This window comes from Bifidobacterium crudilactis (genome assembly GCF_000738005.1).
Taxonomy (GTDB): Bacteria; Actinomycetota; Actinomycetes; order Actinomycetales; family Bifidobacteriaceae; genus Bombiscardovia; species Bombiscardovia crudilactis.
Genome location: NZ_JHAL01000002.1, coordinates 1,218,487 through 1,232,725 on the forward strand (window position 1 = coordinate 1,218,487; position 14,239 = coordinate 1,232,725).

A 14,239-nucleotide genomic window follows, 5' to 3' on the forward strand; every position below is an offset into this window, starting at 1 on the left:
TGTTCCGACACAGCAGACAGCTCCTTGAAAACAGTATTTACTCCATTATGGTCATGCCATCGGCAAGCGCAAGTACGCGCTTGGCCACTTTGTCGGCAGCATCCCGTGTGCCGAACTTCCAGGCAGCTTCGGCAAGACCCTGCAACTGCTGATTGTCCTCCATGAGTTCCACCACATGCGCGGCGACCCAATCGCTGGTGAAATCGGCATCGTCGACCAGCAGTCCGCCTCCCGCTTCGACCAGCGGCTGAGCGTTGAAGCGCTGCTCGCCGTTGCCGAAGGGTAGTGGCACGTAAATCGCTGGCATACCGACTGCAGCCAATTCTGCGACCGTTCCGGCTCCGGCCCGGCAGATGGTCAGGTCCGCGCTGGCGAAGGCGAGGTCCATACGCTCCAGATATTCAACGGTGTGGTAATCACCTTGCCCAAGATGTTGCAGGCTCAGGTCGTTCAGTACTTCCGGGCCTGCATGCTCGGACACGATTCGTCTGACCTCCGCAAGCTTCCCCTTGCCGGTGAGATGAATGATCTGTGCCCTGCGCAGCAGTTCAACCGAGGCGCCTGCGACCGCGGCATTGATGCTTGCGGCTCCGAGAGAACCTCCGGTAATGAGGATAAGCGGTCTTGTCGGGTCGATGCCCAGGGTCGATGCCGCTTCGACGCGTGCAAGACGTGGAGAATCCAATCCCTTGCACAGACGGGCAATCGAGGGACGCAGCGGAAGTCCCACACGTTCAATGGTCGCTCCTTGTTTCACTTGCAGTCCGGTGCCGTCATAAACGGTGCCGACGTAGTCCGCCCATTTCGCACCGAGTTTGTTCGCCATGCCCGCCTTGGCGTTCTGCTCATGAATCGCGATGGGGATATGCAGACTTTTCGCGGCGCGGTACACGGGAGCGGAGGCGTATCCGCCGAATCCGACCACCACATCGGCGTGATGACGTCTGAGGATATCCTTGGCCTTGCGCAGCTCGGAAAACCACTTGCCCGGAAAAGCAAAGGCCGCGGCGTTCAACGCACGGGGAAAAGGAACCTTCTCCACGGTCTCCAACTCGTATCCTGCCTGTGGAACCAGATCGCGTTCCAAACCGCTTTCAGTACCAACAACCGTAATCGACGAGTTTGGTCGTTGTGCGCGAATCGCATCCGCAACACTCAGCAATGGATTGACATGCCCGGCTGTACCGCCTCCGGCCAACACGACATGAATCTGCTCTTCTCGTTTTCCCATACCTCCGAGCATATCCCCTCATACCCGACTAGTGACGACACAACAAGCGGAAATACGCTCAGGCCTCGGTGACGGCACCCCGTATCTCCGGCAGACTCCGCATCATTCTGGCAGCAACACCCGCCGAAATCAGACACATAATCAAAGCCGTTCCTCCGGCGGAAACGAAAGGCAGCGGCAGCCCCATAACCGGCAGTATGCCAAGAACGACGCAGATGTTGATCATCGCCTGGCCTACGATCCAGGCGGCGATGCCGACCATGACCATCCGGGCATAGCCGTCACGTGAAAGCCACGCCACACGCACCAAGCACCACCCCATGACGATGAAAGCGAGAATCACCATGCAGGCACCGATGAAACCAAGCTCCTCGCCGATGACGGCGAAGATGAAATCATTGTGCGCCTCGGGCAGATAGTTCCATTTCTCTCTGGAATTGCCCAGCCCCACACCGGTCAAACCGCCCGAAGCCATCGCGTAGAGACCATGAATGGACTGGTAGCACACGCCCTGCGCATCGGATGCGGAGCATGGCTGGTATGCCGCGAGGATACGGCTCATCCTGTTGTTGTTCCCGAGCACGAAAACACCCACGATGCCGACGGCACCGACGGCACCGATCGAGAGCAGCCAACGGATCGGGAATCCTCCCAGAAGGAAGGCGACCACACCGATGAGCACGATAATCATGGCCGTACCAAGGTCCTTGCCCACCATAATCAGCCCGAAGGCGAGAATAAAGCCCAGGGCCGGAACCCAATAGGCTTTCAACGGGCCTTCGCTCTTCACTCGCTTCTGAGATGAGCCAAGGGCTATAGGAAGCCACAGGCATAGAGCAAGCTTGAGAATCTCCGCGGGCTGGAAGCTGATCGGCCCGAAGCCAATCCATCCTGAATTGCCGTTGACGCTGATGCCCAAAGGACTGAAGGTCAAGGCCTGAAGCATGAAGCCGAACAACAGGAAGCCGAAGGAGGCACGCTTGTACAGCACCAACGGCAGATGCATCGCGATCAGCGCCACGATCACACCGAGAAAACCGTACAAGGCCTGACTGAGGACCTGTGTCCAAGGCGATTCCCCGTCGGCGACCATCTCCACCGATGAACTGGAGAAGACCATCAGCAACCCGAACACCGTGAGTGCCCCGACCGAGGTGATGAAGCCGTTGTAACACCAGACAGGATTGAATATATTGCGCCAACCGACGTAGGAGGTGTTCGCCGGTCGACCTTTTCCTCCTGCAGACAGACCTGCTGCTGCCGAGACCTTGCCGACGCCGGAACGCTTGGAACGTGCCTTCGTTGCGCTACGAGACCTTTCGGCGGCACCGTTTGCCGCAGAGTGTCCGGAAACGAGTGATTGAGCACGTCTGGGCTTTTTCTGGCGCCCTTTGGAATCAAGCATGGCGAACCGTCTGCTGACCTTCGATCCAGGCCTTGGCCTGACGAGCGAACTGTTCCCCACGGTCCGCATACGATACGAACTGGTCCATGGATGCACAAGCCGGGGCCATCAGCACCACATCCCCCGGATGAGCCGCATCTGCAGCCGCCTCCACCGCCCGCTGCATCACCGTATCTCGTGGTTCCGCGGGAATCACACTCAGGGGAATCTGCGGGGCTTCGCTTGCGAAGGCATCCAGAAGAGGACGCTGGTCTACCCCTATGATCACCGCAGCCGTCATCTTCCCGGCATACGTCGAAACGAGCTCGTCGAAATGCCCGCCCTTGGCTAGCCCACCGGCTATCCAGACCACCGAAGCATCTGGGAAACTGGAAAGCGAAGCTCCTGCCGCATGGGCGTTCGTGGCTTTGGAATCGTCCACGAATCGGATTTCGCGCCGCGTGGCTGCCGCATCGTCATGCTGTGCTTCGGCATCCGCCCCGATATCCGATGCTGAAGCGTCGTGGGCCGGAAGATACCGTGCCACTGTCTGGATGCGATGCCCGCCCGGTTTGAAGGATTTGAGTCCTTCCAATGCCTGCCGTACCGGAACACCATGTCCGAGAGCCAGCGCCAGCGCACAGAGCGCGTCCGCGAGCAGATGCGGGTATACCGTGCCGTCGGGTTCGCATAGATGCCTCAACTCTTGGATGCTGCATAGGCTTACGGCCTGCGCGTCGCTTCCTTCGGTCAATCCGGAATGGTCGACTATCCGAGATTCCACGATGCCCAGCTGTCCAGGCTGAGGTTGTTTGAGGGTAAAACCGACTTTCCTGCATGCGGGAGAGGCTTTCGCCTCCCGTGCAAGCTCGGTCACCCGAGGGTCGTCGGCGTTGTACACCAATGCCTTCTCGACGCCTCGGTAGACCTTGGCCTTGTCGGCGGCGTAATTGGCGAAACCTCCATGCCAATCGAGATGGTCGTCGGCCAGATTGGTGATTGCCGCGCATTCCAGTCGCATCGATTGCGTGAAATGCAGTTGGAACGAACTCAGTTCGACGCAGAGTGCCTGATTCTGCGAATCGACTGCGGCATGGGACACGGCTTTGCCGATGTTGCCCACCGCCGGAGCGACCTCCCCCGCATCGCAGAGCATGGCTGACGTCATTTCAGTGGTCGAGGTCTTCCCGTTCGTTCCCGTAATGCCTATCCATGGAGCGGGCCGATTGCTCGACCGGGATTCCACACGAAGCATCCACGCCAGTTCGACCTCGCTGACGACGGGGATGTTCCTACGCTGGGCTTCAAGAATGAAAGGCGTCCGTGGATTGAATACAGGCGAGCTCATCACGAGGTCGATTCCCGACCAGTCGACATTATCAAAGGAGTGGAGGTCGGCTTCGGATGTGCCTTCATCCACACTGATCACACGTTCCGCACGTCCTGCGAGCACCTCGCAGGCGCTGCGTCCGGAAACTCCCATGCCTGCAACCAGAACCGTTGCCTTAGCGATATCCAACATCATGCCTCGACTCTCTTCACGCTCAACCGATCAGACCCGAACGGGCAACCCAATCTCCGTAGAACACCACCAGACCGACCAAGACCAGCAGCAGTTCGATCATCCAGAATCGAACCACGACCTTTGACTCGTGCCAGCCTTTCAACTCGAAATGGTGGTGAATCGGAGCCATCTTGAACACACGCTTGTGCGTCATCTTGAAGAAACCGACCTGAATCACATCCGACAATGTTTCGATGACGAACAGTCCGCCGATGATCACTGCAAGCACCTCGGTATGCGTCGCAATGGACAGCGCGGCGAACAGTCCTCCCAATGACAGGGAACCGGTATCTCCCATGAAAATAGAGGCCGGATTCGTGTTGTACCAGAGGAATCCGAAACATGCCACAGCCGCGCACACGGCGATGATCGACAGGTCCAGAGGGTCGGACACCGCATAGGAGTAGCCGGTATGGGTGCCTCCCTTAATGTGATAGCTTTCCCAGAACGCGATCAGACCGTAGCCCACGAAGGCGATCATCGAACTGCCTGCCGCCAGGCCGTCAAGACCGTCGGTGAGGTTGACCGCGTTGGACCACGCCGTCATCAGCAGATTGACCCACAACACGAACAGCACCGCAGCCAGCACCCGTCCTGCGAAGTCGAAGGAAAGGAAGGGCTTCTCGATAAAGGCTATGCCCGCCTGTGCACTCGGGAAACCCGACTTGGTCGGAACCATCAGGGACAGCAGCGCGTAAATCGTGGCCAGAATGAACTGCCCTGCGAATTTCGCGCCAACGGAGAGTCCGAGATTCTGTTTTTTGCGGACTTTGGCGAAGTCGTCGATGAAGCCGAGCAGACCCATCGACAGCATGGCGAACAATACCAGCATCGCGGATGATGAGGGCAGGTCGCCTCGTGAGCAGTAGCGGTACAGCGCAGAACTTCCCCAGCCCAGCACAATGGCCAGGTTGATGACGACACCACCCATAATCGGTGTGCCGCGTTTGACTTGGTGGGATTTCGGCCCGTCCTGTCGGATGTACTGCCCGTAATTGAGTTTGTGGACCAGACGAATCAGCAGAGGAGTACCGACGATGGTCACCACAAAGGAGACCAGCATACCGATAATGAGTGAAATCAACGCAGCACCTCGCCGTCGTTCTCAGACGCCGAAACGCCATCGTCGCTTTCATGCTCCCATCGCTCGGCCAATGCGCTCAGACCGGAAACGTGGGAACCTTTGAGCAGCACCACCATACGAGGATGCCGCTCGGCGAGACCGGTGATCATCTCATCCGCCTTGCCCGCATCTTCGGCCAGCAGAACCTGCATTCCGTCCCCGGACGGGGAAGCGCTCTGGCCGGCGTTCACGGAGGAAGCACCCTCCGCCAATGCCGAAGCCAAGGGAGCCAGTTCTTCGCTGCCGCCGACGGCGATAAGTGCATCCATGCCGAGATTGGCGCACTCCTCGCCTATCTGTCTGTGAAGCGCGATTTCCTCGCTTCCCAGCTCGAGCATCGCTCCGAGAACCGCCACGCGATAGGGCTTCTCGGTGTCATTCGCACCCCAGGCGCCAAGCGCCCGCAGGCCTGCTCTTGTGGAATCCGGATTCGCGTTGAAGGAGTCATCGATAAGCGTGAAACTCACGCCGCTGTTATGCACGGTGGACATCGCCATGCGGTGCGGACTGATATGTCGTTGGGCGGCCAGCGATGCCGCGATGTCCTGCAAGGAGAGGCCAAGGTCGTGGGCTACCGTCGCCGCCGCCAAGGCGTTCATGACGTTATGCTCACCACTGATGGCCAAGGTGACACCGACCTGCTCGTCCCGATCATGCAGCGTGAAGGTCGGGTGGTCCAAGGCATCCACACTGATGTCCTCCGCAGTCATATCAAGAGTCTGCCCGTTGTTGAACAACTCGGTTCGGCCCTCGTCGGCGGGCAGACCGAACCAGAGCACCTTGCCCGGAGCGAAACGGGTCATGGCAGCCACTCGCGGGTCGTTGGCGTTCAATACGGCCACGCCGTCAGGCAGCAGACCTTGGACGATTTCGCTTTTCGCCTTGGCGATATTCTCCACGGAGCCGAATTCACCCAGGTGCGCGACCCCCACTTTGAGGGCAATCGAGATATCGGGCGGTGCAATCGATGTCAGATACGCGATTTCACCGATGTGGGACGCCCCCATCTCGGCAACGAAGAAGCGCGTCCCGGAGTTGACCTTCAACGCCGTCAGAGGCAGTCCGATTTCATTGTTGAACGAACCTACCGGCGCTATGGTGTTTCCCAGACGTCCGAGCATGGAGGACAGCAAATCCTTGGTCGTGGTCTTGCCGACCGACCCGGTGATACCCACGATGGTGAAGGGCTCGCCTGATTCACGACGTCTGTCGATGTTGTGTCTGGCGAGCAGCCCCAGCGCCTTGACGCTCTGCTCGACGACGATTTGAGGAACCGAAGCCTCATCGACCGGGTGCTCCACTATCGCGGCAACGGCTCCCGATTGCGCGATACGAGGGACAAAGCGATGCCCGTCTACACGTTCACCCGGGATGGCCACGAACACCGACCCCTCGCGCAGCTGTCGCGAGTCGCTGAATACGCTTGTCGCCATCTTCCCCGTCTCGTCAGACAAGTCTGACGGCGAGTCGGCTGAAGTTCCCCCAACAAGCACACGGCCTCGAACCGCCTGCGCGATTTCCTGCAAGGTCATCGGCATCATGCCGACAGTCTTGTCCTGATTCATCGTCTGCACCTTACGACAACTCCCTTGAAACGCGTAGAGCGCTTCGTATATTGTTCTTCTTCACTCCTGCGGACATCACCATCGCAATGCTCAACGACAATCTCATCGTCGAATCATCGTCCTGGAACACGTTCGACTGCACAGCAAGCGTGTCGGAATCCTCATTTCTTGCCGCGACGCCGGTGCGGTCCCCCAACGCAAAACCATATATTCTCGAGGCCTGCTGAGCCAGGACATCCTGCTGTCCACGACGGAGCGTTGTCCGCTGGGCCAGACTGAGCACATCGACCTCGACCGCGTGCAAGGCATCCTTCTGCAATGTCCGGGAGTCGGCGCATATGGCGATTGCGGAAGCACCGTCCTCGACACACACCGACAGCAGCCGCTGCATGTCGAGCGCACTGAGCGGATAGTGAATATCCAGCTGCCTGTCCAGGGAGAAGGAGCCGGTGGCGCTGACCACACCGACAGGATTGCCCAGCACATGCAGGAATTCCGCGAGCACCTTCACCGACGCGGAGGCATCCTCGCCATAGACGACGAACACCGCCAATGATTCCGAGGGTTTTCCGGCTATGTCCGCGGCCAGCTCAGCAACCTGTTTGGTATCCAGATCCCCGAAGAGCACGGGTATATCCGGCGATTCCAGACTCTCTTTCGCTTCGGCAGGAGCCAGAATCGCATAGGCACCGCGCATTTCGGCGTCAGCGAGCAGCTGCGCATCCACATGCTGACCCGTGGTCAGCAGAAGGGACCCCGGGCGAATCGAATCAATGTCGTCTGCAATCGACGTGACGGTAACCGGTTCCGAGAAGCGCGGAGATGCAATCAGCCCATACTGTGTGCAGAGGTAGCCCAGTGTCATGCGCTGTGCGAGTGATTCGCCCAATGCAGTCATCGTTTCGCCTCTCGTCTTCGCCGCGGCGCCCACGGCCCATGTCCGTGATCACCGCATTCGTATCCGCTTCACAGCGCCACACCCCATGACCTGTCCGTGAAGCGGACTTTCATCACCAATTTACCGGAATAGCATCATTGCGCGGGGTCGACGTGGGGACCTCGTATTTCTGCATAAGGAATTCACCAATATTGGCGAACACCGGCCCCGCCGTCAAACCACCGTAAGTCCCTTGCGGGTCCTTCATCACGACGGTAACCACATACTGCGGATTATCGGCGGGAAGCACACCGACCCAATCGGCCACGATGGAAGTCAATCCGCCGCTCGAACCAGCGACTTCGGCGGTACCCGTCTTGGCGGCCACACGATATCCGTCGACGGATGCCACGCTTTTGTAGTTCTCGGCGACGGACTCCATGGCGTTGAGCACCTCGGCGGAGACCGTGGAGTTCACCACCTGTTCCGATGAGGTCTTGGGCTTGGTGACCTTGCCGTCGGCACTGGTCACGGAATCGATAATCGACTGCTGCTGTTTGACGCCCTTGTTGGCGATGGTAGCCACGGCATTGGTTATCTGCAGCGCATTGGTCGCGTATCCTTGCCCGAACAGCACGGTGTTGCGCGTGCGCTTGTCCCACTTGTCGGAAGAACTCAACAGACCTTGAGATTCACCCGTCAGACCCATGCCCGACGGCTGCCCGATACCGAATTTCGTCAGATACCCGTATCGTTGCGCGGTGGTGTATTGGTCGCCTGCCATGACCATGCCAACATTGGATGAGTTCTGGAGAATACCCGCCAGCGTCCAGCGCTCGGTACCGTGCGACTCGGAATCGTGGTACTGCTGTCCTTCGACGTTGATGCTGTAGGGAACGCTGAATTCGTCGGTGATTTTGTGGGTGCCCTCCTGCAGCATACCGGCAAGCGAGATGATTTTGCCGACCGAACCAGGTTCGAAGGTCTCGGTCACCGCCAAAGACGGATTCATCTTGGCCTGGGCGCTGCCGGCCTGGACCTGGTCCGTTCCCGCGAGGGCAAGAATCTTCGCATCGGAAACGCGTTGGACCACGGCTATGGCCCATTTGGCCTTGTATTTCTCTTGACCTTCCTTCAGCGCCTTCTCGACATACCACTGCACATCCCTGTCGAGAGAGAGCTTGACGGTCGACCCGTCCACCGCATCCTTCGACTCGGTTTCCGTGCCGGGAATCTGCTGTCCGTTGGCTCCGCGCTGATATATCTGGTATCCGTTGACACCCGTCAGAGCGCTGTTCTCCATCTTCTCAATGCCCGAAACACCATTGTCGTCCGTATCCACTCCCCCGAGCAGGGAACCCATAAGCGTGCCGTTGGGATAGGTGCGTTCGCTGCTGAGCTCGGAACTGATGATGCCTCCGAGATTCAACTTGTCGATGCTGCGTTTGACGGATGGCACCACATCTTTCTTGATGACGACGTATTGGTTCGTCCCCGTCAGCATCGCGCCCAGTTGCAGTGCATCCATACCGAGTATCGGGGCCAACAGCCTGGCGACGGCGGCAGGGCCTGTCGCGCCGACGGGCTTGCCGTCGATGCTATGGCAGTTGGACGTGGTTTTGGCGGTGCAGGTGGTCGGTTCGAAGGATGCGGCGAATTTAGGATTGCCGATGATGGTGTACCGCTCGACGCTTTGCGCAAGAACGATGCCGTTGGTGTCGGTCACCTTTCCTCGCGATGCCTGCAGCACCTTGGTGGTGGTTCTGCTAGCAGTCGCCGCCTCGGCGGTGCCTTTTCCATCGAGCAATTGAATGTAGGCGAGCTTCGCCATCGCGGTTGATGCGATGAAGGCCAGAACGAAGCTGACCACGATAACGCGTTTGCCGAAGGCACTGCAGCGTTTCCAGAACGCGAGGCCCGATCGAATCATTGCTGCCCCTTGCCGTCATCGGTGGCTGAGTATCCCTGAAGATCTATGCTGATAGACCCTTTCTGGGGAATCATGCCCATCTTCTCCGCTCTGTCGGGCAATGATGCCTGCAACTCGTCCAGTTTGCTCTGGTCATCCTGAATGTCCTGATTGAGTCGACTGATGGACTGCTGGGTGGTGGTGGCCTCGAAGGAGTTCTCGATCATCTGGGTACGCAACATCAGCGACACCACCAGGCTGCCGCCGAGGATGCACATGGCCACCACGATGTGGAAAAGGGGCGCTCTTCGCGTCCTCGTCCACACCAGCAGCCGTCTGGCTCCGTCCCTGACGACATCGCCTCCGTTGCGTCTGCCCGCAACCACATGCAGTTCGGGCCGCGTGGATGAAGGCTGCGCCTGAGGACGGCGCTTATCCGGCGCCGCGCCCGAACGCACTGAGCGTTGTACTGCAGGCATGTCTATCTCCTTCTTCCTGATGATTGGCGATGCTCTCGTGAATGCTCCTGGTGAGGCTCGGTCTCACGCGATTCCTCGTCGAAAATCCTGACCCACCGCTCCGGCAGTTCTCTGGTCAGCTCCACCGCTCTGAGCCGTACCGAAGCGGAGCGCGGATTCCTGCCGATTTCTTCCTCGTCGGCTTGTATCGCACCGTGGGTCAGATCACGGAAAATCGGCTGGGCGTCGTCAGGTATTACGGGCAGACCTGGCGGCACGTCCGCTTTCATCCCCTTGACCATGAAGCGTTTGACGGTTCGATCCTCCAGGGAATGGTAGGATTCGACGACCAGGCGCCCTCCGACACTGAGTCGAGTGGCAATCTGGGGTAAGGTGCGGGACAATTTCGACAGCTCACCGTTGACTTCGATGCGCAGCGCCTGGAATACGCGCTTCGCCGGATTCCCTGCGGGCCTTCGGGCTTTGGGGACCACGCGATCCACGAGTTCGCTGAGTTGTCTGGAACTGGTGATGGGATGTTCCTCTCGCTGACGCACGATGGCTTTGGCGATGGGCCGACTGAAACGTTCCTCACCGTATTCATGGAAAATGAAGGCAAGGCGCGAGACATCGTAATCACGAAGAATCTGCTCGGCAGTCAGCTCCTGCGAAGTATCCATGCGCATATCCAGAGGTGCATCCTGCGCATATGTGAAGCCGCGTTCACGTTCGTCTATCTGCAGACTCGACAGGCCCAGGTCCATGAACACCGCCTCGACGCGTTCTTTGCCCAGACCATCAAGTACTTCGGCGAATTCATCGAATGCGGCGTGGACCGGCGTGAAGCGCTCCGCAAAGCCTTCCTGAGCGACTCGACGCGTTGCGAGGTCCAAAGCCTCGGCATCCCTGTCGATACCGATGAGGGAAGCCTTCGGGCAGGCTGCGAGGAAAGCCGTGGCATGGCCGGCGAGTCCAAGTGTGCAATCGACAACGGTGGAATGCTCGCGTTGCAATGCACCCGATACCAAGGAGACGCAGTCATCGAGCAACACGGGCTGATGTATGGCATTGAGTTCGCTCATCAGAAATCCACCCCCGGCAAGACATCGTCGGCAATATCGGAATAGCCTTGTTCCTTGCTCTCCAAATAGGATTCCCAAGCCGCGGTGTCCCAGATCTCGGCACGGGTGCCGACACCGATCACCACGACGTCGTCGCTGAGATGCGCGTAGTCGCGCAGCATCTGCGGCACCAGCACGCGGCCCTGCTTGTCGGGCTTCTGCTCCACCGCGCCCGAGAGGAACACCCGCAGATACTCCCTGGCTGCCTTGTTTCCCATGGATGTGCGTTGAATCTGCACGGCGACACGTCGGAATTCCCGCTGTGGCAGCAGGTAGATGCAACGTTCCTGACCTCTGGCCATCACCAGGCCAGGCCCCAATTGCGTCCGGAGTTTGGCAGGCAATGCCAGACGACCTTTGTCATCGACCTTCGGCGTATAGGTTCCCAGCAACAAGGGAGGGAGGTCCTCCATCCCTGCTTCCGACTGGGTTTCGGTGGGTTTCTGCTCTGCTTCGTCGGCACTCAGCATGACCCACCTCCTTCACCAATGCGCTGTACGCTTCGTTCGCTGGTCTGACTGTTTCCCCACTTTACCCCATAGTTCCCCATTCTTACCCACTTCTTGCCTAAGCTGCAGGTGATTCACCTCACGATTCCCACATAAGACTTATTTTTCGAATGCCGGTGAAGCACGGCGTGGGCCGTAAAGCCCTTGTCACGTAGAGGCTTCGAGGTATATTGGAGTGCTCAGTTTGAGGACCTTAGAAACGGATATGCATGTCGAGATACTCTTCACAACTACAAGAAGAACAACGTGCAACAGATCGCGCCTACCAACGTCTGGACACCCTGCGTTCGCAGACGCGCGCGCGCCTGGACACCGTCAGAGCAGCCGGATCGCACGGTTCACCGACGCAGCGCACCGAACGCGATTCCTTCGCAACGATGTATGAGGATCGTCTCACGCAATTACGCGCCGTTGAGGATCGCCTGGTATTCGGCAGACTCGACGCTTCCACCGGAACATCGCGGTACATCGGCCGCATAGGGCTCTCCACCGATGAGCACGAACCCATACTCACCGACTGGCGAGCGGATGCGGCCAGACCGTTCTACGAGGCAACGCCATCGAACCACGGCGACATCGTGATGCGCAGACACATCACCCTGAACTTTCGCACCGTCGTCGGCCTTGAGGACGAAGTGCTCGATCTCAAGGCACCCCAGGTCTCCCAGGCTTCGCAATCCGGAACACTGACCGGTGAAGGTGCCTTGCTCGCGTCGCTGAGCTCCAAACGCACCGGCAAGATGACCGACATCGTCGCCACCATTCAGGCCGAACAGGATCGCATCATCCGCGCCCCCATGGGCCGGGCCGTCGTCGTACAAGGAGGGCCCGGAACCGGGAAAACGGCCGTTGCCCTGCATCGCGCCGCCTATTTGCTGTACACGCACCGCAGCACACTCGAACGATCCGGGGTGCTCGTAGTGGGCCCCAGCAGCACATTCCTGCACTACATAGACCAGGTATTGCCTTCCCTGGGAGAAACCGGAGTGGTCAGCAGAACCATCGCCGACCTCATCCCCGGCATCGTCGTGGAGCGCCACGACGGTCCTAAAGCGGCACAGCTCAAGGGCGATCACCGAATGGCCCGCGCAGTGGAGAACGCCATCAATGCGCGCATCCGAATACCGGCGAAGCTGCCCACCGTGCATATCAACGGCATCGCGGTTCCGGTCCTGGCCACGGATATTCGAGAGGCACAGGACAACGCCCGCAGAAGCCGTCAACCCCACAACGAGGCCAGAAAGACCTTCATCCGCACGATGATGCACCTGCTGACGGAACGGTACGGCGAACAGCTGGATTACACTCCAGAGCAGTCGGAGCTTTCGCAGGCGACATCCATGCTGCGCATGAACGACGACATCAAGCGCACCCTCAACCTCGCATGGCTCCCGATGAACGCCATCTGGCTCATCAGCCGCATGTGGGCGGATACGCAGCGTCTGGCCCGATATGCACCATGGCTGAGCGCCGATGAACTGGAAACACTGCACCGCGATGCGGATTCGCCAATGACCACATCCGACGTTCCCCTGCTTGACGAGGCCATGGAATTGCTCGGCGACGACCCGAAACTCAGTGCAGCATCCGCCGCCAGACAGGAACAGCAGCGCAATGACGAACAGTTCGCCAAAGACACGCTCGCACAGAACGGCATAGGAACCGGGTTGGTGACTTCGCAGATGCTGCTCGACCAGATGCAAAGCGACGACCCTGAACTGCTGTCCCAACGAGCGGCTTCCGACAGAGCATGGACCTATGGTCACGTCGTCGTGGACGAAGCGCAGGAGCTGACCGCCATGGACTGGCGCATGCTGATACGCAGGTGCCCGTCCCGCTCCTTCACGATTGTCGGAGACGTGGCGCAGACCTCATCATTGGGGGGATCGCGCTCGTGGGAGCGGACCATGGACCGTCTCTTCGGCAACGATGGCTGGGACCTGAACGAATTGACGATCAACTACCGCAATCCTCGGGAAGTCAGCGACCTGGCATCGAGCTTCGCGCAATCCGAGGGGCTGTACATCTCCACGGTAAACGCCGTACGCGAGCTCCCTCAATCAGTAAGGCACCTCCACGTCAATGACATCGAAGGATTGCTGGCGACCACCTGCGACGAGGTCGCTTCGATGGCGAGCGAATATCTGTCACAGGACGGATCAGGGCGGATCGCCGTCATCGCCGACAGCGAATTGCTGCCGCGTCTGCGATCGGCATTGCAACCCTTCCTCAGAGAGCGTCTTGGCGAACACGAATACACCCGCCTGGCCGCCCAGAACCGATGGAACCGGCAGATCAACCTCTGTGATGCACTCGAGGTCAAAGGCATGGAGTATGACGCGGTCGTGCTCGTTCAACCGGGAAGCATATCGGCGAACGCCCCATCCCGCCTTGTCGCGGCATCGGATCTGTATGTGGCCATGACACGACCCACGCAATCCCTGGTCATTATTCGTACACGAGATGACGCTGACGACCTTCCGCTATACAGTGAGTAG

Annotated in this window: 11 protein-coding genes; 1 reads left to right on the forward strand and 10 read right to left on the reverse strand. The window is 59.1% G+C overall.

The features are described 5' to 3' along the window. Nucleotides 1-37: 37 nt before the first annotated feature. The 10 genes from DB51_RS07250 to mraZ form a co-directional block, all read right to left on the reverse strand. Nucleotides 38-1,231, reverse strand: a complete 1,194-nt coding sequence (locus tag DB51_RS07250) for a UDP-N-acetylglucosamine--N-acetylmuramyl-(pentapeptide) pyrophosphoryl-undecaprenol N-acetylglucosamine transferase (protein WP_034254212.1) — start codon at nucleotides 1,229-1,231, stop codon at nucleotides 38-40. 58 nt (nucleotides 1,232-1,289) lie between these two features. Then, complete coding sequence (locus tag DB51_RS07255; RefSeq protein ID WP_084674624.1) at nucleotides 1,290-2,636, reverse strand: peptidoglycan glycosyltransferase FtsW; 1,347 nt, start codon at nucleotides 2,634-2,636, stop codon at nucleotides 1,290-1,292. Further along, nucleotides 2,629-4,140, reverse strand: a complete 1,512-nt coding sequence (locus DB51_RS07260) for a Mur ligase family protein (protein WP_034252893.1) — start codon at nucleotides 4,138-4,140, stop codon at nucleotides 2,629-2,631. The genes DB51_RS07255 and DB51_RS07260 overlap by 8 nt, the downstream gene beginning before the upstream one ends. Nucleotides 4,141-4,159: 19 nt before the next feature. After that, nucleotides 4,160-5,263, reverse strand: coding sequence for a phospho-N-acetylmuramoyl-pentapeptide-transferase (mraY, locus tag DB51_RS07265; protein ID WP_034252895.1), 1,104 nt, complete (start codon nucleotides 5,261-5,263; stop codon nucleotides 4,160-4,162). Then, nucleotides 5,260-6,843 (reverse strand): UDP-N-acetylmuramoyl-tripeptide--D-alanyl-D-alanine ligase, encoded by a 1,584-nt coding sequence (locus tag DB51_RS07270; RefSeq protein ID WP_051867502.1) that lies wholly within the window; start codon nucleotides 6,841-6,843, stop codon nucleotides 5,260-5,262. Before DB51_RS07270 ends, mraY begins: the two co-directional genes overlap by 4 nt. A gap of 34 nt (nucleotides 6,844-6,877) precedes the next feature. Beyond that, on the reverse strand, nucleotides 6,878-7,765 hold the full coding sequence (locus tag DB51_RS07275; RefSeq protein ID WP_034254221.1) for a hypothetical protein: 888 nt from the start codon (nucleotides 7,763-7,765) through the stop codon (nucleotides 6,878-6,880). 112 nt (nucleotides 7,766-7,877) lie between these two features. Beyond that, a complete protein-coding gene (locus DB51_RS07280) occupies nucleotides 7,878-9,674 on the reverse strand; it encodes a peptidoglycan D,D-transpeptidase FtsI family protein (protein ID WP_034252897.1) in 1,797 nt (598 codons plus the stop codon). After that, nucleotides 9,671-10,132: a cell division protein FtsL gene (gene ftsL, locus DB51_RS07285; RefSeq protein ID WP_034252899.1), complete on the reverse strand. Its 462-nt coding sequence runs from the start codon at nucleotides 10,130-10,132 to the stop codon at nucleotides 9,671-9,673. Before ftsL ends, DB51_RS07280 begins: the two co-directional genes overlap by 4 nt. Nucleotides 10,133-10,134: 2 nt before the next feature. Next, nucleotides 10,135-11,193, reverse strand: coding sequence for a 16S rRNA (cytosine(1402)-N(4))-methyltransferase RsmH (gene rsmH / locus DB51_RS07290; protein WP_034252902.1), 1,059 nt, complete (start codon nucleotides 11,191-11,193; stop codon nucleotides 10,135-10,137). Next, on the reverse strand, nucleotides 11,193-11,645 hold the full coding sequence (mraZ, locus tag DB51_RS07295; RefSeq protein ID WP_238548360.1) for a division/cell wall cluster transcriptional repressor MraZ: 453 nt from the start codon (nucleotides 11,643-11,645) through the stop codon (nucleotides 11,193-11,195). Before mraZ ends, rsmH begins: the two co-directional genes overlap by 1 nt. Nucleotides 11,646-11,950: 305 nt before the next feature. Here mraZ and DB51_RS07300 point away from each other — a divergent pair, with 305 nt between their 5' ends. Continuing rightward, nucleotides 11,951-14,239, forward strand: coding sequence for a HelD family protein (locus DB51_RS07300; RefSeq protein WP_034252905.1), 2,289 nt, complete (start codon nucleotides 11,951-11,953; stop codon nucleotides 14,237-14,239).

Excerpts from the sequence above, each read along its gene's own strand:
- DB51_RS07250 (WP_034254212.1), bottom strand. The coding sequence starts at position 1,231 with ATGGGAAAACGAGAAGAGCAGATTCATGTCGTGTTGGCCGGAGGCGGT.
- DB51_RS07255 (WP_084674624.1), bottom strand. The coding sequence starts at position 2,636 with ATGCTTGATTCCAAAGGGCGCCAGAAAAAGCCCAGACGTGCTCAATCA.
- DB51_RS07260 (WP_034252893.1), bottom strand. The coding sequence starts at position 4,140 with ATGATGTTGGATATCGCTAAGGCAACGGTTCTGGTTGCAGGCATGGGA.
- DB51_RS07270 (WP_051867502.1), bottom strand. The coding sequence starts at position 6,843 with ATGATGCCGATGACCTTGCAGGAAATCGCGCAGGCGGTTCGAGGCCGT.
- DB51_RS07275 (WP_034254221.1), bottom strand. The coding sequence starts at position 7,765 with ATGACTGCATTGGGCGAATCACTCGCACAGCGCATGACACTGGGCTAC.
- DB51_RS07280 (WP_034252897.1), bottom strand. The coding sequence starts at position 9,674 with ATGATTCGATCGGGCCTCGCGTTCTGGAAACGCTGCAGTGCCTTCGGC.
- ftsL (WP_034252899.1), bottom strand. The coding sequence starts at position 10,132 with ATGCCTGCAGTACAACGCTCAGTGCGTTCGGGCGCGGCGCCGGATAAG.
- rsmH (WP_034252902.1), bottom strand. The coding sequence starts at position 11,193 with ATGAGCGAACTCAATGCCATACATCAGCCCGTGTTGCTCGATGACTGC.
- mraZ (WP_238548360.1), bottom strand. The coding sequence starts at position 11,645 with ATGGAGGACCTCCCTCCCTTGTTGCTGGGAACCTATACGCCGAAGGTC.
- DB51_RS07300 (WP_034252905.1), top strand. The coding sequence starts at position 11,951 with ATGTCGAGATACTCTTCACAACTACAAGAAGAACAACGTGCAACAGAT.